20 protein-coding genes, 1 tRNA gene and 1 pseudogene are annotated in these 19691 nt (G+C 69.9%); 12 read left to right on the forward strand and 10 right to left on the reverse strand.

Annotated features, from left to right (window positions below):
- Window positions 1-12: 12 nt before the first annotated feature.
- The 5 genes from FIF60_RS04105 to FIF60_RS04125 are packed head-to-tail and all read right to left on the reverse strand — an operon-like array spanning window position 13 to window position 4416.
- A complete protein-coding gene (locus FIF60_RS04105) occupies window positions 13-1053 on the reverse strand; it encodes a 5-methyltetrahydropteroyltriglutamate--homocysteine methyltransferase (protein ID WP_144184106.1) in 1041 nt (346 codons plus the stop codon).
- A gap of 27 nt (window positions 1054-1080) precedes the next feature.
- Window positions 1081-1866 carry an ABC transporter permease gene (locus tag FIF60_RS04110; protein WP_144184108.1) on the reverse strand — a complete coding sequence of 262 codons (786 nt, stop codon included), beginning with the start codon at window positions 1864-1866 and terminating at the stop codon, window positions 1081-1083.
- Complete coding sequence (locus tag FIF60_RS04115; protein ID WP_144184109.1) at window positions 1863-2675, reverse strand: ABC transporter ATP-binding protein; 813 nt, start codon at window positions 2673-2675, stop codon at window positions 1863-1865. Before FIF60_RS04115 ends, FIF60_RS04110 begins: the two co-directional genes overlap by 4 nt.
- Window positions 2672-3424: an ABC transporter permease gene (locus FIF60_RS04120; RefSeq protein WP_144184111.1), complete on the reverse strand. Its 753-nt coding sequence runs from the start codon at window positions 3422-3424 to the stop codon at window positions 2672-2674. Before FIF60_RS04120 ends, FIF60_RS04115 begins: the two co-directional genes overlap by 4 nt.
- Entirely contained in the window at window positions 3424-4416 is a 993-nt protein-coding gene (locus FIF60_RS04125; RefSeq protein WP_144184113.1) for an ABC transporter substrate-binding protein, read from the reverse strand. Before FIF60_RS04125 ends, FIF60_RS04120 begins: the two co-directional genes overlap by 1 nt.
- 200 nt (window positions 4417-4616) lie before the next feature.
- Here FIF60_RS04125 and FIF60_RS04130 point away from each other — a divergent pair, with 200 nt between their 5' ends.
- The 10 genes from FIF60_RS04130 (at window position 4617) to FIF60_RS22360 (ending at window position 14910) form a co-directional block, all read left to right on the forward strand.
- Window positions 4617-5636, forward strand: a complete 1020-nt coding sequence (locus FIF60_RS04130; protein WP_204251101.1) for a LacI family DNA-binding transcriptional regulator — start codon at window positions 4617-4619, stop codon at window positions 5634-5636.
- Window positions 5637-5705: 69 nt separating this feature from the next.
- Window positions 5706-7187, forward strand: coding sequence for an FAD-binding oxidoreductase (locus tag FIF60_RS04135; protein ID WP_144184117.1), 1482 nt, complete (start codon window positions 5706-5708; stop codon window positions 7185-7187).
- A 3-nt stretch (window positions 7188-7190) separates the two neighbouring features.
- Window positions 7191-7469, forward strand: a complete 279-nt coding sequence (locus FIF60_RS04140; RefSeq protein WP_144184119.1) for a hypothetical protein — start codon at window positions 7191-7193, stop codon at window positions 7467-7469.
- Window positions 7459-8952 carry a xylulokinase gene (xylB, locus tag FIF60_RS04145; protein ID WP_144184121.1) on the forward strand — a complete coding sequence of 498 codons (1494 nt, stop codon included), beginning with the start codon at window positions 7459-7461 and terminating at the stop codon, window positions 8950-8952. The genes FIF60_RS04140 and xylB overlap by 11 nt, the downstream gene beginning before the upstream one ends.
- Window positions 8953-8954: 2 nt before the next feature.
- Window positions 8955-10031: an ABC transporter ATP-binding protein gene (locus tag FIF60_RS04150; protein ID WP_144184123.1), complete on the forward strand. Its 1077-nt coding sequence runs from the start codon at window positions 8955-8957 to the stop codon at window positions 10029-10031.
- A gap of 23 nt (window positions 10032-10054) precedes the next feature.
- Window positions 10055-11380: an ABC transporter substrate-binding protein gene (locus FIF60_RS04155; protein ID WP_144184125.1), complete on the forward strand. Its 1326-nt coding sequence runs from the start codon at window positions 10055-10057 to the stop codon at window positions 11378-11380.
- 49 nt (window positions 11381-11429) lie between these two features.
- The gene (locus FIF60_RS04160; RefSeq protein WP_144184127.1) at window positions 11430-12299 is read left to right on the forward strand and encodes a carbohydrate ABC transporter permease; all 870 of its coding nucleotides are present in this window, start codon (window positions 11430-11432) and stop codon (window positions 12297-12299) included.
- Window positions 12296-13135, forward strand: a complete 840-nt coding sequence (locus FIF60_RS04165) for a carbohydrate ABC transporter permease (protein ID WP_144184129.1) — start codon at window positions 12296-12298, stop codon at window positions 13133-13135. The genes FIF60_RS04160 and FIF60_RS04165 overlap by 4 nt, the downstream gene beginning before the upstream one ends.
- A gap of 1 nt (window position 13136) precedes the next feature.
- On the forward strand, window positions 13137-14210 hold the full coding sequence (locus FIF60_RS04170) for a glycerol dehydrogenase (RefSeq protein ID WP_144184131.1): 1074 nt from the start codon (window positions 13137-13139) through the stop codon (window positions 14208-14210).
- Between the two features lie 178 nt (window positions 14211-14388).
- Window positions 14389-14910: a HupE/UreJ family protein gene (locus FIF60_RS22360; RefSeq protein ID WP_408869787.1), complete on the forward strand. Its 522-nt coding sequence runs from the start codon at window positions 14389-14391 to the stop codon at window positions 14908-14910.
- A 48-nt stretch (window positions 14911-14958) separates the two neighbouring features.
- Here FIF60_RS22360 and FIF60_RS22365 read toward each other — a convergent pair.
- The 5 genes and pseudogenes from FIF60_RS22365 to FIF60_RS04200 all read right to left on the reverse strand — a co-directional run.
- Window positions 14959-16332, reverse strand: a pseudogene (locus FIF60_RS22365) (M20/M25/M40 family metallo-hydrolase); the annotation flags it as partial.
- 36 nt (window positions 16333-16368) lie between these two features.
- Window positions 16369-16454, reverse strand: a tRNA-Leu gene (locus FIF60_RS04185).
- Between the two features lie 63 nt (window positions 16455-16517).
- The gene (locus tag FIF60_RS04190) at window positions 16518-17453 is read right to left on the reverse strand and encodes a tripartite tricarboxylate transporter substrate binding protein (protein WP_144184133.1); all 936 of its coding nucleotides are present in this window, start codon (window positions 17451-17453) and stop codon (window positions 16518-16520) included.
- Window positions 17450-17863, reverse strand: coding sequence for a cupin domain-containing protein (locus FIF60_RS04195; protein ID WP_144184135.1), 414 nt, complete (start codon window positions 17861-17863; stop codon window positions 17450-17452). The genes FIF60_RS04190 and FIF60_RS04195 overlap by 4 nt, the downstream gene beginning before the upstream one ends.
- 12 nt (window positions 17864-17875) lie before the next feature.
- Window positions 17876-18502, reverse strand: coding sequence for a glutathione S-transferase family protein (locus FIF60_RS04200; protein ID WP_144184137.1), 627 nt, complete (start codon window positions 18500-18502; stop codon window positions 17876-17878).
- 94 nt (window positions 18503-18596) lie between these two features.
- Here FIF60_RS04200 and FIF60_RS04205 point away from each other — a divergent pair, with 94 nt between their 5' ends.
- Window positions 18597-19109 (forward strand): disulfide bond formation protein B, encoded by a 513-nt coding sequence (locus tag FIF60_RS04205; protein WP_239451480.1) that lies wholly within the window; start codon window positions 18597-18599, stop codon window positions 19107-19109.
- Window positions 19106-19690 carry a demethoxyubiquinone hydroxylase family protein gene (locus FIF60_RS04210; protein ID WP_144184139.1) on the forward strand — a complete coding sequence of 195 codons (585 nt, stop codon included), beginning with the start codon at window positions 19106-19108 and terminating at the stop codon, window positions 19688-19690. Before FIF60_RS04205 ends, FIF60_RS04210 begins: the two co-directional genes overlap by 4 nt.
- The last annotated feature ends 1 nt before the right edge of the window (window position 19691 follow it).

A 19691-nucleotide genomic window follows, 5' to 3' on the forward strand; every position in this document is an offset into this window, starting at 1 on the left:
TCGGCCGCTGCCCTAGGCGCCGAGCTCCTTTCTGACGATCGCGGCCCCTTCGGCGAGCGCGCGCAGCTTGCCGAAGGCACGCTGGCGCGGCAGGTACTTCATGCCGCAATCCGGCGCCGGAACGATCCGCTCCGCTGGCAGCACCTCGAGCCCCTTGCGGATGCGCGCGGCCACGGTCTCTGCCGTCTCGACCTCCTCCGAGCCGAGGTCGAGCACGCCGAGCATCACCGTCTTGCCCTCGAGCTCGCGGAGGATGGCGAGGTCGAGCTTCGGCTGCGCCGCCTCGATGGAGATCTGCTTCGCCGCGGCCGCGGAGAGCTCGGGCAGGAACGAGTAGCCCGTCGGCTTGTCGCTCACCGTCGCTGCGTAGCCGAAGCAGAGATGCACCACCGTCGTGCCCTCGATGCCCTCGAGCGCGCGGTTGATGGCGGGAATGGCCAGGCGGCGCGCCTCGTCGGGGAAGGCCTGCATCCACGGCTCGTCGAGCTGGATGACGTCTGCCCCCGCTGCCTTGAGCTCGCGGATCTCCGCGTTCAGCGCAGCGGCGAAGTCCATCGCAAGCTCGGCATCGTCGCCGTAGAACTCGTTCTTGGCCTGGCGCGTCATGGTGAAGGGGCCGGGGAGGGTGATCTTCACCTGCCTGTCGGTGTTCGCCCGGGCGAAGGCCACGTCGCGCACCTCGACGGCGCGCGTGCGGCGGATCCGTCCCGTCACGCGCGGCACAGGCGTCGGCAGCCCCGTGCGGCCGATAACCTCGCCTGGCGTGTCACGGTCGACCCCCTCGAGCGAGAGAGCGAAGTAGTTCGAGTAGCTTTCGCGCCGGATCTCGCCATCGGTGACGATGTCGATGCCCGCGCGCTCCATGTCGCGGATCGCGATCAGCGTCGCGTCGTCCTGCGCCTCGGCGAGGTAGGGCTCGGCGACGCGCCAGATCTCGGGGGCGCGGATGCGCGGAACGCCACGGGCGCGGAGCTTCTCCTGGTCGACGAGCCAGGCCGGCTGCGGATAGGAGCCGACGACGGTCGTCGGCAGGATCGGAAGCGGTCGTGTCATGGGATCGTACGGTCCTTGTCTGGTCACTCAGGCTTCAGCAGGGCGGACATCCGACGCGCCGGGGCGGGCACGGCCGGCGCCGCTCCATGCCGCGCATCGCTTCTCGAGCAGGCGCATCGCCAGATCGAAGCCGATGGCGATGAGCAGCACGAGGAGAACGCCGGCGAAGACATGGGGGCTGTTCAGCACCGTGCGCGAGGAGGTGATCAGGTAGCCTATGCCGGCCGACGAGATCAGCATCTCCGCGACGACGACGCCGATGATCACGAGCGCGCCGCCGAGGCGGAGGCCCGCGAGCACGGTGGGGATGGCTGCGGGAAGGATCACCCGGAACAGCCGCTGCACCGGCGTCGCCCCCATGCTGCGCGCGGTCAGCATCAGGTTGGGGTCGATCGTCTGGATGCCCGCGGCGGTCGACAGCATCGTCGGGAAGAAGCCGTAGACGGAGGCGAAGGCGATCTTCGCCTCCGACCCGATGCCGAACCAGGCCGTGAACACCGGGTAGAGGACGACGAGCGGCACGGCATAGAGGCTCGAGAAGACGGGCAGCAGAACCTGCCGCATCCGCGCGACGCCGCCGACGATGGCGCCGACGAGGATGCCGCCGCCCACGGCGAAGAGGAGCGCGACCATCACCTGCGATAGCGTGACCGCGAGCGCCGCGCCGTAGCTCCGCCATTCCGTCACCGCGACCGAGAGCGTCGTCGTCAGCGGCGGCAGGAACAGCACCGGCACGAGACCGGCGCGCGGCAGCACCTCCCACAGAACGAGCACGCCGGCGATGATCGTCCAACGGATCGCGCGTGGGCTCATCGCGCCGAGGCCCTGATCTGCTGCCAGATGCGCTCGCGCAGCGCGCCGAACACGGGGCTCGCCATCATCGCGTAGGTGCGCGGGCGCGGCAGCGGCACGGCCACCCGGTCGATGATCCGGCCGGGCCGTGCAGACATCACGAGAACCTCGTCCGCGAGATAGACGGCCTCGGTCAGGCTGTGCGTGACGAACACCACGGTCTTGCCCGTCTCCGACCAGATGCGCAGGAGCTCCTCGCCCATCGCCATGCGCGTCTGCTCGTCGAGCGCCGCGAAGGGCTCGTCCATCAGCAGCACTTTGGGGTTCTGCACGAGGCCGCGGGCGATCGAGACGCGCTGCTTCATTCCCCCCGAAAGCTCATGCGGATAGCGGCCGCGCGCATCGGCAAGCCCGACGAGCTCGAGCATCGCCGCCGCGCGCGCCTGCCGTTCGGCGCGCGGAACCTTCCTGAGCGCGAGCGGGAAGGCGACGTTCTCGATCGCGGTGAGCCAGGGGAAGAGGTTCGCCTCCTGGAACACGACGCCGACGCGATCGGGGTCGGGGTCGGACATCGGCCGGCCGTCGCAGAGGATCGCGCCCTCGCTCTGGTGGCGAAGCCCCGCGAGCATCATCAGGAGAGACGACTTGCCGCAGCCGGACGGGCCGACGATGACGACGAACTTTCCCTGCCCGACCTCGAGCGAGATGTCGGCGAGCGCATGCACCGGCCCCTCGCGCGAGGGGTAGACGTGCCCGAGCCCGGTGACGGACACGATGGGCGCGGCATCGGCCGCGGCGGCGGCGGCATCGGGGGCAAGCGTCTGGCTCATTGACGCCAGTGCCCGCAGCGTGCCTCGACGGCGCGGATCGTCTCGTTCACCACGATCGCGATCACGCTGAGCAGGAGCACGCCGGCGAACAGCCGGTCCATCATGAAGTTCTCTCCCCAGCTCGCGATCTGATGGCCCATGCCCGTGCGCGAGGCGTACATCTCGGCGAGCAGCACGGCGGTGAAGCCGAAGATGACCGCGAGCCGCAGGCCTTCCAGCAGGATGGGCAGCATGCTCGGCAGGTACACCCGCCAGGCGATCTGCACCGGGCTCGCCCCGAAGGCGCGGGCGACGAACACATGGTCGGGCCGCACGGAGCGCACCGCGGCGGCCGCGCTCATCAGCACGATGAACACCGTCGAGAACACCCCGAACGCGACCTTCTGCCAGAAGCCGATGCCCATCGTCAGGATGAACATCGGCAGGAAGATCGATTTCGGAATGGAGAAGAGGAAGAAGATCAGCGGGTCGAAGATGCGCGCGAGCCGCTCGCTCTCGGCCAGCAACAGGCCGAGAAGCGTTCCGGCAGGTAGAGCGATCGCGACGGCTGCGAGAAGCTCGAGCGTCGTCACCCAGAGATCGGCCCGAAGGCTCGGGCGGGCGAACATCTCCAGCGCGGTCGCGGCGGCGACCGTGAAGGGCGGCAGCAGTTCGGGGTCGGCGATGCCCAGGCGCGGCAGCGCTTCCCAGATGCCGAGAAGCGCTGCCGCGAGCACCGCCCGTCCGGCGAGGACGGCGGCGTGGTTCATCAGGCGGAGGTCGGCACCGGCTTGAAGCGGGTGACGAAGGTCTCTTCGGCCGGGGCGAGATCGGTCATCCCGCCGAGCTCGGAAAGCTGCAGCGCGATGCGGATCTCCTCGAGGCTGAGGCTGCCATCGGTCTGCAGCTTCAGGATCGTCTCGTCGTACTCGATCGCCGCGATCTCGCTCGGGATCTCGTTGTTCTCCGCGATCAACGCGATCGCCGCGTCGCGGTTGGCACGAAGCCAGGCGAGACCGCCGTAGAGCGCGTTCACCGACGCCTGCACGAGCTGCGGCCGCTCCTCGATCATCTTGTCGGGAACGATCCAGCCCGCGACGCAGTGGCGCGGCATGGCGGTCCCATAATCGATCAGGCTTCGCGCCTGGTTCGCGCGCATCTGCTGGAAGCTCAGCGGCGAGTAGATCACAGCGGCGTCGAGGTTGCGCGAGCGCAGGTTCGGCACGAGGCCGCCGCCGCCGACGGGGGTACGGGTGAACTCGATCTTCCGGTCCTGCGCCGTCCAGCGTGCGAGCAGGTCGGAGCCGGAGCCTGCAGCAGTGATGCCGACCTTCTTGCCGGCAAGCTCGGCCACCTCCTTGATCGGCGAATCCTGCCGCACCATCAGGTGCCAGCCGTAGTAGGCATCCTGCGCGCCGGCCACCATCTTGGAGGCGACGCCGCGCCGGAGCCCTGCGGCGACGAGGGCGGGCGGGTCGAGGATGATGTCTGCGGCGCCGGCAGCGAGCGCCTCGAAGCATTCCGCGCCGCTGCGGTAGATCGTCATCTCCGCGCTCGCGCCCTCCTTCTCGAAGAGCTTCTGGCGGATCGTGGCCAGCGTGATGATGGTCGGCCAGTAGGCGCGCGTGGGAACGCCGACGCGCACCTTGGGCGCGCCCTGCGCGATCGCGGGCATCGCAAGCCCGGCGGTGCCGAGTGCGAGGCCGGCGCCGAGAACCGCACGCCGGCTGGGTGACCAGCGTTGCCGGATACCATCAGTCATGTCGTCTCTCCCCACCCCTTTTCCTGGGCCGCGCTCGGCGCGGCCGGCGCCATCCTGCGTCGAACCGCCGCGATGCTCAATCCCGCCCCGTCGCGCCCTCCGCTTGCCGGGCGGGGGGGAGACACGGCATCGTCCGGCGCGAAACGATGAGCAGGACCACCGCACACTCCCCGAGCCGCGCCACGAGGCGCGCGCAGCGCGTGGCTGTCGCGACGCTGTCCGACGTCGCGGCAAGGGCGGCAGTGGATGTGTCGACCGCAAGCCGCGTCCTGCGGGGCGAGGAAGGGCAGCGCGTACGGGAGGAGACGCGGGCGCGCATCCTCGCCGCGGCCGATGCGCTCGGCTATCGCGCCAACCCTGTCGCGCGGGCGCTGCGCACTGCGCGGACGCACACGCTCGGCATGGCAGTGCCGCAGCTCGACAACCCCGTGTTTGCCGCGGCGATCGCCGGTGCCGAGCGGGTGGCCGCTGCACGCGGCTATGCGCTTCTGATCTCGCATCTCGAGGATGCCCTTCCCGCGAAGGACGCCTATGCGCGCCTCGCACAGCTCAACCGTGTCGATGGGCTGCTTGCCGCAACGCTCGAGGAGGATGCGCCGCTCGCCGAGGCGCTGGCGCGGGCGGGCGTTCCCTTCGTTGCGCTCAACCGCGTCCTGCCCGGTGCATGCTCGGTCGCACTCGACAACATCGCCGCGATGCGCGTGGCGGTGGACCATCTCGTTTCCCTCGGGCACAGGCGGATCGCGCACCTTGCCGGGCGGGCGAGCGGCTGGAATGGCAGGCTTCGTCTGGCGGGCTGGCGCGCCGCGCTGCGCGCGCAAGGCATTCGCCCCGATCCCGAGCTGGTCGAGCATGCGGGCTACACAGCGTCCGGCGGCGCGGCGGCAATGGCTGCGTTGCTGGCGCGGGTCCGTACTCCGCCGACGGCAGTGCTCGCGGCCACCCTCGTCTCTGCCGCGGGCGCGCTGCGCACGCTTCGCCAGGCGGGGCTCGCGGTGCCGGGCGACGTATCCGTTGCGGCGCTGCATGACGGACCTGTCGCGGAACTCGTCGAACCGCAACTCACCACCGTCGCGCTGCCTGCCGAGGCGATGGGCGCGGCAGGGGCAGAGGCGCTGATCGCGATGATCGAGGGCGGGCAGGTGAGCGACGCGACCACGCTCCTGCCGCCGGGCGGCCTCGTCCGCCGCGCCTCGACCGGTGCGGCACGCGGGCGTTGACAAGCGCGGGCCGGCACGCCAGCATCCCGACAGAACAAACGATTGCGCAAACAGCGCCTGGAGGAAGCGATGTTGCCGATGTTGGCGGCTCAGGCCGCGCCCGGCGCTGATCAGGCCCTCGTCTCGGCGCTCGCCGGCATGGTCGGCGCCGGGAACGTGCTCGCCGATTTCCCCGACCGCCTCGCCGCGTCGCGCGACCGTGCGCCGATCGCCACCTTCGCCTTCCGCGACGGCCTGGTTCCGGGTGTCCTGCCGCGCGCCGTCGTGCGGCCCGGCTCGCGCGAGGAGGTGGCGCGCGTGCTGGCCTGGGCCAACGCGAACGACGTTCCCGTCATCCCCTATGGCGCGGGGTCGGGCGTTCTCGGCGGGGCCATCCCGCTCGGCGGCGAGATCGCGCTCGATCTCAAGCGTCTCAACCGCCTCGTCGCGATCAACGCAACGGACGGGCTCGCCACCGTCGAGGCCGGCATGAATGGCGGGCGGTTCGAGGCGGCGGTCGAGGCCGAGGGCTTCACCTGCGGCCACCTGCCGCAGAGCCTGCACATGTCCACCGTCGGCGGCTGGCTCGCCTGCCGCGGCGCCGGGCAGAACAGCACGCGCTACGGCAAGATCGAGGACATGGTGGTGGGCCTCTGCGCGGTCCTCGCCGATGGCACGGAGGTCGAGGTCCGCCCCGCCGCGCGGCGTTCGACCGGGCCTTCGTTGCGCGACGTGTTCGTTGGCTGCGAGGGCACGCTCGGCGTGATCACCGAGGCGACTCTCCGGATCTGGAAGCGCCCTGAGGCCGAGCTGCCGCTCGTTCTGTCCTTCCCCGACATCGCCGCCGGGCTCGAGGCGGGGCGCCGCATCCTGCAAGCCGAGCTTCGCCCCTCGGTGTTCCGCCTCTATGACGAGACCGAAACGGTACCGCGCGTGAAGGAGCTTGCCGATTTCGGCAAGGGCCGCGTGCTCGCCATCCTTGTGTTCAGCGGCATCGAGCGGCTTGCCGCGCTGGAGCGCGACCTCGCGGGCGAGATCGCCGCGGCGCTGGGCGCGCGCGCGGAGGGCGATGCGCCGTACCGGCATTGGCTCGCGCATCGCTTCGAAAGCTACTCGCCGCCCTGGCAGGCCTCCGGCCACTTCATGGACACGTGCGAAGTGACCGGCGCGTGGAGCGCGCTGGTCGAGATGTATTCGAGGATGCGCGAGGCGATCCTCGACCTCTGCCCGGCAGCGCATTTCGGCGCGCACTGGTCGCACGCCTATCCGGAAGGGGCCTGCCAGTACATGACCGTACGCCTGCCGCCGATGCCGCGTGCGGAAGGCCTCGCCCTGCATGCCCGCGCCTGGGACCTGCTGCAGACGCTGACGGTCGTGATGGGTGGCTCGATCGCGCATCATCATGGGGCCGGGCTCCTGCGCGGGCCATGGATGGCGGCCGAGCTCGGCGCCGGCGGGGCTGCTATGCTGCAGCGGATTAAGGACGCGCTCGACCCTGGCAACATCCTCAATCCGGGCAAGCTTGGGCTTCGCCCGCGTGCCAGTGCGGCGCGGGTGATGGGGGAGGGCTGAGCGATGGCCGAACCGATCGCCGCGCTTCGCTTCTGCGCATGGTGCCCCAATCTCTGCCGTAGCGCATGGCCCGAGAGCGGCGCGCAGCGCGAGGCCGCGACGCCGTCGGCGCTCTCTGCGCTCGCGCTGATGCTTGCCGAGAAGCGCGTCAGGCCCGACGCGTCCGTCTCCGCGGCGCTCGGCGACACGGCGATGGCCGAGGCCTGCCGGCCCGCCTGCCCCTATGGCTACGACATCCCCGCCGCCGTTGCCGCCGTGGCGGGAGCAGACCATGCCGGCTGAGCTTCTCCTCGGCATCGACCTCGGCGCAGGGTCGCTGAAGGCGACGCTCATCCGCACCGACGGCACCGTCGCCGGAGAAGCCTCCGCCGCGGTGACGACGCTCTCGCCCCATCCTGGCTGGAGCGAGCAGGACCCTGCAGGCTGGTGGGCGGCGCTCACCGATGCGGTGCCGCGCGCGATCGCGGCATCGGGCGAGCAGGCCGGGGCGATCCTCGCGATCTCGTTCTCCGCAGGCGCGCATACCCAGGTTCTCGAGGACGCGGATGGCCGCGTGATCCGCCCGGCCATCCTCTGGAACGACCAGAGGAGTGCGGTCGAGACGGCCGAGCTTCGCGCCGGCCATGATGCGCGCATCCTCGAGCACGGCGCCAACCGTGCCAACCCGACCTGGACGCTGCCGCAGATGCTCTGGCTCCGCCGCCGGGAGCCGGAGGCCTTCGCACGCGTGAGGCGCATGTACCTCGCGAAGGACTGGCTCCGCACACGGCTGACCGGGGGGTTCGAGACCGACACGATCGATGCGCTCGGCGCGCTGATGGTCGATGCCGCGACCAAGACATGGTCCCCCGAGCTGTGCGGCCTGATCGGCTGGGACATGAGCACGCTTCCACCGATCGTCGAGCCGACGGCGCGCGCAGGCGCGGTGACGGAAGCTGCGGCGAAGGTGACGGGCCTCGTCGCCGGAACGCCGGTGATCTGCGGCACTTCCGATACCGCGATCGAGACCTTCGGCGCGGGAATGGTCGAGACGGGTCTCGGCTGCGTGAAGCTCGCCACCGCGGCGACGGTGAGCGTCCTTTCGCGCGAGCCGCGCGTCGACCGCGAACTGATCAACTACTACCACGTGGTGCCCGACCACTGGTACGTGATCACGGCCACGAATTCCTGCGCCTCGGCGCATCGCTGGCTGCGCGACACGCTGTTCCCTGGCGAGAGCTTCGCCGCGCTCGATGCGCTCGCGACCGAGGCGCCGCGCGGCAGCAAGGGCCTGCTCTTCCACCCCTACCTCAACGGCGAACGCTCGCCCTACTGGGACCCGAAGCTGAGGGCCGATTTCGTCGGCCTGTCCTTCGCCCATGGCCGCGGCGAGATCGTGCGCGCGCTCTACGAAGGCATCGCCTATTCACTGCGCGACTGCACTGAGGTTCTGCGGGGCAGGGGCTTGAACTTCACCACAGCGCGGATCACAGGCGGCGGCGCGCGAAGCGCAACCTGGCGGCAGATCGTCGCCGATGTGCTCGACGCCACGATCGAACTGCCCGCGACGGCGGATGCAAGCTTCGGCGCGGCCCTCCTCGCCGGCGTCGGCATCGGCGTGTGGCCCGATCCGGTTACGGCGGCGAAGCAGGCGGTGCGGATCGTCGCCCGGCAGCAGCCCGACGCCGAGGCCGTGGCAGCCTACGACAAGGGGTTCAGGCTCTACCGCCAGGCCCAGGCGGCGCTCGCGCCCATCAACCACGCGCTCGTCGAGGCGGCGCGCTGACCATGGCCTCGATCACCCTCGAGCGGGTCAGCAAGCGGTTCGGCAACCTCACGGTGGTCGATGCCGTCTCGCTCGACATCGCCGACGGCGAGTTCATGGTGCTCGTCGGCCCATCTGGGTGCGGCAAGTCGACGACGCTGCGCATGATTGCCGGCCTCGAGGAGAGCAGCGAGGGAAGCATTCGCATCGGCGCGCGCGACGTGACGAAACTGGAACCGCGTGACCGGAATGTCGCGATGGTGTTCCAGAACTACGCGCTCTATCCCCACAAATCGGTGTACGAGAACCTCGCCTTCGGCCTGCGCATGCGGAAGTTCGACAAGGCGGAGGTGGAGCGGCGCGTGCGCCGTGCCGCGGCGATGCTCGGCATCGAGGGCCTGCTCGCGCGCAAGCCGCGGCAGCTCTCCGGCGGCCAGATGCAGCGCGTCGCGCTCGGCCGCGCGCTCGTGCGCGAGCCGGAGGCGTTCCTTCTCGATGAGCCTCTGTCGAACCTTGACGCGCGGATGCGCGTGCAGACGCGCGAGGAGATCGCCAAGCTTCACCGCGAGGTCGGCACCTCCATGGTGTATGTCACGCATGACCAGGTGGAGGCGATGACGCTGGGCGACCGGGTGTGCGCGATGCGCGACGGACGCATCCAGCAGGTCGGACCGCCCCTCGCACTCTATGACCGGCCGGCGAACCGCTTCGTCGCTGCTTTCATCGGCTCGCCCGAGATGAACCTGATCGAGACCGAGATCGCGCCGGGGCCAGTGGTGCGCATCGGCGGTGCGGTGCTGCCTGTGCCGGCGAGCGGCTTCCGCCTGCCCGGGCCGGGCAGCCGCATCACCCTGGGCATCCGGCCCGAGCATCTTGCGATCGCCGACGCCGCGGGGCCGCGCATCAGCGGCGACATCGCCATGGTCGAGCGGCTCGGCGACAGGACACTGATCGGCCTCGATGCCGCCGGCATTGGGCTGAAGGCATTGCTGCCGCGCGACGACGCGCTTGCAGTTGGACATTCCATCGCGCTGGCGCCCATGCCGGGACGCCTGCACTTCTTCGACGGCGAGACGGGCGCGAGCCTTGCCGTCCCATGACACGAAACGGAGGAGACGCGAGCATGACACAGGGAACACGACGGCCGGGCGTCGGCCGGCGCACGCTCATCGCCGGCGGCACGGCTGCCGCCGCCTATGCCGGGCTGCCGATGCCCGCGGTGCACGCGCAGGTGCGCGAGCTTCGCTTCCTCAACGCCGAGCCGGGCATCGACAGCGTGCGCGCGCTGCGCGTGGCCGCCGCGCAGTACGAGCGCGAGCGCCGCGTGAAGGTGGTGATCGACACCGTCCCGCCCGGCGATGCGTATACGCGCATGGTCTCGGCCATACGCGGCGGCCGGCCCTACGACATCGGCACGCTCATCTTCGTCGCACATGTGCTGACCCTCGCGAACGAGGGGCAGCTCACGCCGATCACCGAGCTCGTCAACAAGCACCAGTGGGGCAAGCGCATCCTGTTCCCGATCAACGGGCAGCAGTACTGGTACATGTACGACTACAATCTCTGCTGGCTGTTCTACCGCAAGGACATCTACGACCAGCTGAAGCTCGAGCCGCCGAAGACGTGGGCGCAGCTTCTCGAGAACAGCCGCAAGACGATGACCGAGGGGGCGACGCGCCGCTTCGGCTACACCACGCCCATCGGCTCGAACGACGCGACGAACTGGATGAGCATCGGCCATCTGTGGGCCGAGGACGTGAAGCTGTTCGACGACAACTGGACCCTCGTGTTCGACACCCCCGAGATGCGCCGCAAGACGGCCGCCTGGCTCGACTTCTTCGGCGAGCTCTACAAGACGATGCCGCCAGGCCTGACCCAGGTGACGTTCGGCAATATCCTCGCGCAGTTCGCCGCCGAGCAGGCCGTGCACGCGCCCTATGCCGGGCGGATGATCGAGTTCCTGGAGCAGCGCGCTCCGCAGCTCGCCGACAAGTACGGCATGATGCCCTATCCCGACTCGTCGGGCGCGCGCGCGGCGGTGAATCACGGCTATGACGGCTGGGTCGTCGGCAAGACACCGATGGCGGAGGAGGCGGTGCGCTTCCTCGAGTGGTTCTCCGATGCGCACTACATCAACTTCCTGCACTCCGCGCCGCTGCACATGCAGCCGCCGCGGCTCGACGTGTACGACGACGCGCGTTGGCGTGCGCACCCGCTCATCGAGAAGCACGCCGAGGCGGTGAAGGTGATGCAGGGCTTCCTCGAGGATCCGAACATCATCATCCGCTCGATCGACACCGATGGCCCGGCGCCCGACCTCAGGCCCGCGAAGATCTTCGAGGCCTGGTCGGTTCCGGAGATGATCCAGAACAAGGTGCTTCGGAACATGCCGTCCGATGCCTGCGTCGAGCAGGCGGTGCAGTCGATGCGCCGCGCCATCGCGACCTGACGCGGGAAGGGGGCGGGAGCGATCCCGCCCCCGAGGCGACCGGGGCAACATGCGCTCGCGCAACGACTGGGTGATCTGGGCCTTCCTCGCGGCAGGCCTTGCCGTGACGGTGGCGTTCGTCCTCGTACCCGTCGGCCACGCGATCGTCCTGTCGCTGCAGCAGGCTGACAGCTTCATCTCGACGCCGCGCTTCGTCGGGCTCGCCAACTACGCACGCGTCCTTGGCGAGGAGGCGTTCTGGCGCGCGGCCGGCAATGGGCTGATCTATTCCGGGCTCTCGATCGTCCTGCAGGTTCTGCTCGGCCTCGGCTTCGCGATGGTGCTGAACGAGGCCTTCCCCGGGCAGCGCCTGGTGCGCGGCCTCGCCGTGCTTCCCTATCTCCTGCCCACCGTTGTCGTCGCGCTCACCTTCCAATGGATGACCGATGGTTCCTTCGGCATCGTCACCGTGCTCCTCGCCGAGCTCGGCCTCGGGCCGATCCCCTGGTTCGAGCGGCCCGACACGGCGATGGCCTCCGTGGTGCTTGCCTCCGTCTGGCTTTGGACGCCGTTCGTGACGATCTGCGTCCTCGCGGGGCTGCAGGGCATCCCGCTTTCGCTCTACGAGGCCGCGCGCGTGGATGGTGCCGGCGCGTTCGCACGGTTCTGGCACATCACGCTGCCGCAGCTCCGCCCCGTGCTGACCGTCGTCGTGCTGCTGCGCGCCATCTGGATGTTCAACAAGTTTGACATCATCTGGCTGCTGACCAAGGGCGGGCCGCTCGGGGCGACGGAGCACCTGCCGATCCTCGCCTACAAGCGCGCCTTCAGCCAGTTCGACGTCGGTGGCGGCGCTGCCGTGGCGACGCTTTCCTTCCTGATCCTGACTGCACTCGTGATGCTCTACTTCCGCCTCTTCCCCCTGGAGGAGAAGCGATGAGCGGGGTGCGCTCGACACGGCTGCTCGGCCGCGCCGGCATCGGGTTCGCGGCCCTTGTCATCGCCGCCTGGTCGCTCTTTCCGATCTACTGGATGGTGGTCTCCTCGTTCCGGGCGCCGAACGCCCTGTTCACCCGGCCGAGCATGATCCCCGGTCCGTTCTCGCTCGAGAGCTACGAGACGCTCCTGCAGGTGACCGACTATCCGGTGCAGTTCCGCAACTCGCTCATCGTCGCCTCGTCGGTCGTCGCCATCACCATCGTCCTGTCGGTGATGATCGCCTACGCGGTCACGCGCTTCCGGGTTCCGGGCAAGACGCTGATCATCGGCACGATGCTCTACGCCTACATGTTCCCGCCGATGCTTCTGGCCATCCCGCTCTATGGCATCTTCGTCACGCTCGGCATCGCCGACAGCCTGATTGCTCTTGTCATCGCGCACTGCACGCTGACGCTCCCGCTGGGCGTGTGGCTGCTCTGGGGGTTCTTCAAGGCGATGCCGTTCGAGCTCGAGGAGGCCGCGATGGTCGATGGCTGCACGCGCTTGGGCAGCTTCCTCCGCGTCGTGCTTCCGCTCTCGCTTCCGGGCATCGTCACCGTCGCCGTGTTCGCCTTCCTGCTGTCGTGGACCGACTATGCCTATGCGCTGGTGATGATCTCGTCGGACACGCAGAAGACGCTCCCCGTCGGCATCGCCTCGATGATCGGCGCCTTCGACATGCGCTGGGGCGAGATCATGGCCGGTGCGAGCCTGATCGCGGCGCCGCTCTTCCTGATGTTCATGTTCCTCTCGCGCTACTTCATCCAGGGGCTCAGCGCAGGGGCGATGAAGGGGTGACATGATGACGATGCGCGCCTTCGGTTCGCCGCGCCTCTATCTCCAGGGGCCCGGCCTGCTCGACCGTGCGGCGGAGGCGCTGGCCGCGATCGGCGAACGGCCCTTCGCGGTGGTCGATCCCGTTGTGCTCGAACGGATGGGAAACCGCGTCGCCGCCGCCCTGCCGGGCGCGACGCTCGCGCGCTTCTCGGGCGAGATCACGGCTGCGGAGATCGAGCGGCTCGCGGCTGAAGCAGCCAAGGCGAAGCCGGGCGTCATCGTCGGCATCGGCGGCGGCAAGGCGATCGATACCGCAAAGGGTGTTTCGCTCGCCCTCGGCCTGCCCATCGCCATCATGCCGACGGCCGCCTCGAACGATGCGCCGACGAGCCGGGTGATCGTCGTCTACGACGAGGCCCATCGCATTGCCGAGCTGCGCAGGCTTCCCGCAAACCCCGATCTCGTCCTGGTCGATACCGCGATCATCGCCGCGGCGCCGAAGCGGCTTCTCGCCGCCGGCATCGGCGATGCGATGAGCAAGGCGTTCGAGGCGCATGCCTGCGCCGATGCGGGCGGCATGAACTTCTTCGGCGGCTCGCCCCCCATCGCCGCGCTCGCGCTCGCCGATGCCTGCCTCGCGACTCTGCGGCGCGATGCGGCAGCAGCGATGGAGGCCGCAGGAACGGGGCAGCCCAATGTTGCGCTCGAGAACGTCGTCGAGGCTGCCGTGCTGCTCTCCGGCCTCGGCTTCGAGGCAGGCGGCTTGAGCCTCGCGCATGCTCTCACACGCGGCTTCACCGCCCATGCCGCCACTGCCGGCGCGATGCATGGCGAGATGGTCGCCTACGGAACGATCGTCCAGCTCGTGCATGAGGGCAGGGCAGAGGTCGAGTGCGCGGAGCTTGCGCGCTTCGCATCCGGCCTTGGGCTTCCGGTGACGCTCGCCTCACTCGGCCTGGCCGAGCCCTCCGAGTCGGATCTCGACGCCATCATCACGCCCACGCTTGCCGCGCCGCATATCCGCCACCTGCGCGCGCCGATCGACCGAGACATCCTCGCTGGCTGTTTCCGTCGCGCCGACGCCCTCCTCGCCTGAGCCCCTATGCCGCGGCCGCGATTGCCGCGATGATCGGGCCTGGAACGCCGGGCGGGCAGGTTGCCGGCGCAAGAGCAGGAGTGCAGGCGGCATGCGGCTTCGGGCAAGGTGGAGTGCTTTCGCAGCGACGCTTCTGGCCGCCGGGCCGGCGCTCGCGCATCACCCGATGGGCGGCGCGATGCCCTCGACATTCGGCGAGGGATTTCTCTCCGGGCTCGGCCATCCGGTGATCGGCATCGATCATCTTGCCTTCGTGGTGGCCGCCGGGCTCGCGGCCGCGGTGTTCGGATTGCCGCTCTGGCTGCCTGCGCTTTTCGTCGCCGGCTCGTTCGGCGGTGTGCTTCTCCATGTGGCCGGGTTCGACCTGCCGCTCGTCGAGCTCGCCATCGCGCTCAGCGTGCTCGGCCTCGGCGGCATGCTCGCGTTCGGCCGCCGCCTGCTGCCGGTGGCCGCGTGGGGTGTGGCGTTCGTCGCTGCCGGAGCATTTCACGGCCACGCCTATGGCGAGGCGGTGGTCGGCGCGGAGGCGAGCGCCATCGGCGCCTATCTGGTCGGGCTTGCGCTCGTCCAGGCCGCGATCGCCGTCGGCGCCGCGCTCGTGGCGCGCAAGGCGCACTGGCGGGCGGATGCGCTCGCGCCGCGGCTCGCCGGTGCTGCTACCTGCGCGGTCGGCCTCGTCGCGCTTGCCGGGATGGTCTGAGCGGTCAGGCGCCTCCCGACAGGCGCCTCCCGACAGGCGCTCCTCGCCGAAATCCCACCACATCCCCGCGGCCAGCCCGAGCCCCTCGCGGAACAGCGAGCCGAGCCCATGCTCGTTCGGCCCGTGCTGGCTGCACCCGCCATAGGAGAGCGGGATCCACATCACCGGGGTGCCGAGCGCCTGCTTGAACAGTTCGGACGGGCCTGAGGCGCCGATATTCGGTACGATGTTGGCGCGCTGCCCGGTGGTGCGCTCCATCGAGCGCACGGTGCGTCGAACCCACGGGTGCTCCGGGTCGGTGCGCGAGGCGGGGTAGCTGTGCCGCTCCTCGCCCGGGACGACTTTCACCATCGCGAGGCCCCGGGCATTGAGATGCTTCCGCAGAGCGGGGATCAGCCCGTCGGCCGCGACGTCGACCGTGTGGCGCACCTGAAGCCGTGCTCGCGCCGAGCCCGCGACAGCATTCACCGGCGAGGCGGGCTCGCCCGTGATCGCTGCGAGCACGATCACGCTTGTCCACATGAAGATGCGCTCCGCCCTGCTCATGCCAGGCTCGCCCCAGCCCGGGTCTGCCGCCGGCGCGCCGTCGAGGTCCTCCGTCACGATCGCCGCGCAGGCCTCGCGCACGGCTGGCGGGATGTGCGCGGGCGTCCAGCCGGGAACGAGGATGCGCCCCTCCTGCGAGAGGATGGAGGCGATGGCGTGCGACAGCAGCACGCCAGGATCAGCGAGCAGCCCGCCCCAGTGGCCCGAGTGGAACCCGCCCTCCCGGAGATCGACGACGAGGTCGATCGCGACGCTGCCGCGCGTACCAAGCGTCACCTCCGGCATCTTCGTCGATTGCCTGAGCCCGTCGAAGGCGATGAAGACATCCGCCGCGCACAGCGCCCTGTCGCGCGCGAGGATCTCGGCGAGGCCGGGCGAGCCTGCCTCCTCGCCCGTCTCGACGAAGAGCTTCACGTTGAAGCCGAGGCGCCCGCGCTCTGCGAGCACGGCTTCGAGCGCCTCGATCGCTGCGAGATGCTGGCCCTTGTTGTCGACGACGCCGCGGCCGTAGATGCGGTCTCCCTCCACCGTGACGGTCCAGGGGTCGAGCCCTTTGCGCCAGTGCTCGGGCATGCCGCGCACCACGTCGCCATGGCCGTAGAGAAGGATGGTCGGAAGCGCGGGATCCTCGATCCGCGTCGCCAGCATCACCGGGCCATGTTCGGGAAGCGGGTTCTCGAGAAGCTGCGCGGTGAAGCCGAGAGAGCTGATCAGCGCGGGAAGCACGTCGCGGGCATAGTGCTGGAGCTCTGCCTTGCGCCCGAGCGGATGGCTCTCCGTGGGCACAGCGACCAGCGTTCTCAGCCGCTCGAGGAAGCGCCCCGCATCGAAGCTCGCCTGCGCGCGCGCGATCGCGCCTTCACGGGTTCCGGCCATGGCGTGTCCTCATTCCAGGGAATGTGCATGCGGCGATGGTGCCCCCGGCCGGACTCGAACCAGCATGCCCGTGAGGGCAGACGATTTTGAGTCGTCCGCGTCTACCATTCCGCCACGGGGGCCCCGGACCGTCAGGTCGGGTCGGCGCGACTATACAAAGCCTGCGGCGGCGTGCCAGCCCACGCTTACCGGCCCAGGCCGAGCGCGGCGATGACCTCCTTGTTCTGCGCGCTCTCCGCCAGGAAGCGCTCGCGGAACTGCGCGCCGGGCAGGAAGCGGGGCACTGCGGCAAGGCGCTCGGCCGCGGCGCGGAAGCTCGCGCTGTTCACCGCCGTCTCGCAGGCCTTCTCGATGCGCTCGGCCAATGCGTCAGGGGTGTCGGCGGGCGCCACCAGCCCGCCATGCGAGGCGCCCTCCATCGGATGGCCGAGCTCGGCGAGCGTCGGCGCCTCGGGGAAGGCGGACAGGCGCTCGCGCGAGAACACGCCGAGCACCGGAAGCCCGGTCGAGGAGGGAATGGTCGCGCTCTCGACGAAGACCTGGATCTGCCCGCCGAGCGCCGCCTGTGCCATCGGCCCCGCACCGGTGAAGGGAACGTGCAGCCCGTTCACGTCGAGCTTGGCGAGCAGCCCCGCGATCAGCAGGTGCTGCGTGCTGCCCTGGCCGGGCGTGCCGTAGATCAGCGCCTCGTTGCCCGATTTCGCGTGCGCCACCATGCCCGCGAAATCCTTGAACGGCGCATCGCGGCCGAGGACGATCACCTGCGGGTTGTCGTAGACGAGGCAGAGATAACGCAGGCCCTCCGCCGCGTAGGGCAGGCGCTGGATGTGCGGCTGCGCGGTGACGGGGTTGTTCGGCACCATCGCGATAGTCAGCCCGTCGGGCCGCGACCGCGAGAGCTCGATCGTGCCAAGCGTGCCGGCGGCACCGCCCTTGTTCTGCACGACGATGGTCTGGCCCAGGGCGGCGGAGAGTTCCGGCTGAAGCGCGCGGGCCATCAGGTCGGTGTTGCCGCCGGGAGGGTAGGGCACGATCATCGTGATGGTGCGCGTCGTCGAATCCTGTGCCCACGCGCCGCCTGCGGCGACGGCGAGCGCGGCGGCGAGAATGCTCCGTCTCATCGTGATGGCTTTCCTCCCTTGCCCGGCTCTTCGGCCTGTGCGGTTTCGAACTCGCCCGGCAGCGTGATCTCGAGAAGCTCGAGATCGTCGCTGTGCGCGATCTCCCGGTGTCGTACCCCCGGTGGCTGGTAGACGGACGAGCCCGCCTTCAGCAGGACCTCTCCGGCCCCCTCGTACTCGAAGCGCACCCAGCCCTTCAGCACATAGACCATCTGGAAGGTGAGGTCGTGCGTGTGCCAGGCCGGCTTCGGGCCCTCTCCCGGCACCGCGCGGATGACATGCGCGCCGACCTTGCCGCCGGTGACATGGCGAATGCCGAGGTCGCGATAGGCGAAGAAGCTGCGAAGCCCTGTCGTGAACGATGCTGGGTCGTCATGGCTGACGACGACGGGGTGGCGCGACGTGGTCATCGCACGTCCTCCTCAGGTGATCGGCACGGCGACAAGCCGAGCGTAGGAGGGGCGCGAGAGCATGCGCTCGTGATAGGCGGTGAGCGCGGGAAAGTCCGGCCGCTCGATCGGCATGTGCAGGTAGCGGTAGACATGGCAGGCGAGCGGGATGTCGCCGAGCGTGAACGCATCTCCCGCAGCGTAGGGCTGCTCGGCGAGATGCGCCTCCGCCACGCGGAAGGTCTCGGCCGCGCGCGCGATGCTCTTGCGGATGACGCCTTCGTCGCGCTTCTCCGGCGCGGTACGGTACATCTGCACGAAGGCGGGGCCGAGCGAGGCGTTGGCGACGGTCTGCTGCCAGTCCATCCACTGGTCGGCGAGGGCGCGGGCGCGGGCATCGTCCGGCCAGAGGGCCGAGCCCTTGGCATACGTAGCGCCGAGATAGCGGAGGATCGCGTTGCTTTCCCAGAGTGTCCAGCCATCCGGCTCGACGAGCACGGGAACGAGCGCGTTTGGGTTCATCGCGCGGTAGGCGGGCGTATCGAGCCCGCCGAAGGGGCCGCCGAGATCCTCCCGCGCATAGTCCAGCCCGAGCTCCTCGCAGGCCCAGACGACCTTCATGACATTGATCGAGTTCGCGCGGCCAAGGATACGGCGCATCGTCGCGGTGCCTCCCCCGTTCTTGTGGGCTCGGATGGTGCCAGCGGCGGAACGTCGCGTCCAGCAAGGGCGGGCCCGTGCTAGCGTCCGGCCCATGATCGTTCCTGCCCGCCCCGCCGCCGAGATGGCGGCCTGGCGCATCGCCGCCGCCGGTGCCCTCGCGGCCGCGGCCGCGCTTGCCGTCGCGCTCGCCTCGGAGCATTGGGGCGGGCTCGCGCCGTGCGAGCTCTGCCTCTGGCAACGCTGGCCCTATTGGGCAGCGATCGCGGCCGGCGTGCTCGCGCTCGTCATGCCCCGCGCCGCGGTGCCGCTCGCGCTGCTCGTGATCGCCCTGTTCCTTGGCAATGCCACGCTCGCGGCGTTCCATGCCGGCGTCGAGTGGGGGTTCTGGCCGAGTCCTCTGCCCGGCTGCGGCGCGGGCAGTTCCGGCGGTGCTGCGACGGTGGAGGAGCTGATGGCGCGGCTCCAGGCCGCCCCGATCGTCCGCTGCGATCAGCCCGCCATCGTCGTCGCTGGGCTGTCCATGGCAGGGTGGAATGCGGTGTTCGCCCTTGCCGTGGCCGCGTTCCTGATCATCTCCCTCAGGCGTTCGAGGAGAACCGCATGACCGCTCTCGATGCCCCTTTTGCCGAGCCCCCGGCGGAGACCGCCGTTCCCCGCGCGCCGGGCGACCTGTCGCCCAAGCAGCTTCTCGCGCGGATGATCCGCGTTGACCATGCGGGCGAGTACGGCGCGGCGCGGATCTATGCCGGCCAGATCGCCGTGCTCGGCCACACGGACAAGGGGCCGATCCTGCAGCACATGAAGGACCAGGAGCAGGTGCATCTCGACACCTTCTCCGATCTCGTTGCCGAGCGCGGGGTGCGGCCGACGGCGCTCCTGCCGTTCTGGCACGTCGCCGGCTTCGTGCTTGGCGCCGGCACCGCGCTGATGGGCTCGCGCGCGGCGATGGCCTGCACGGTCGCGATCGAGGAGGTGATCGACGAGCACTACGCCGAGCAGGCCTCCGCCCTCGGCGAGGACGAGAAGCCTTTGCGCGACACGATCGAGAAGTTCCGCGCCGAGGAGATCGAGCACCGTGACATCGGGCTCGCGCACGAGGCCGAGAAGGCGCCGGGCTATCGCATCCTGACGACGCTGATCAAGGCAGGCTGCAAGGTCGCGATCCGCCTCAGTGAGCGGGTCTAGG

It is taken from the genome of Elioraea rosea (assembly GCF_007644105.1).
GTDB lineage: Bacteria > Pseudomonadota > Alphaproteobacteria > Acetobacterales > Acetobacteraceae > Elioraea_A > Elioraea_A rosea.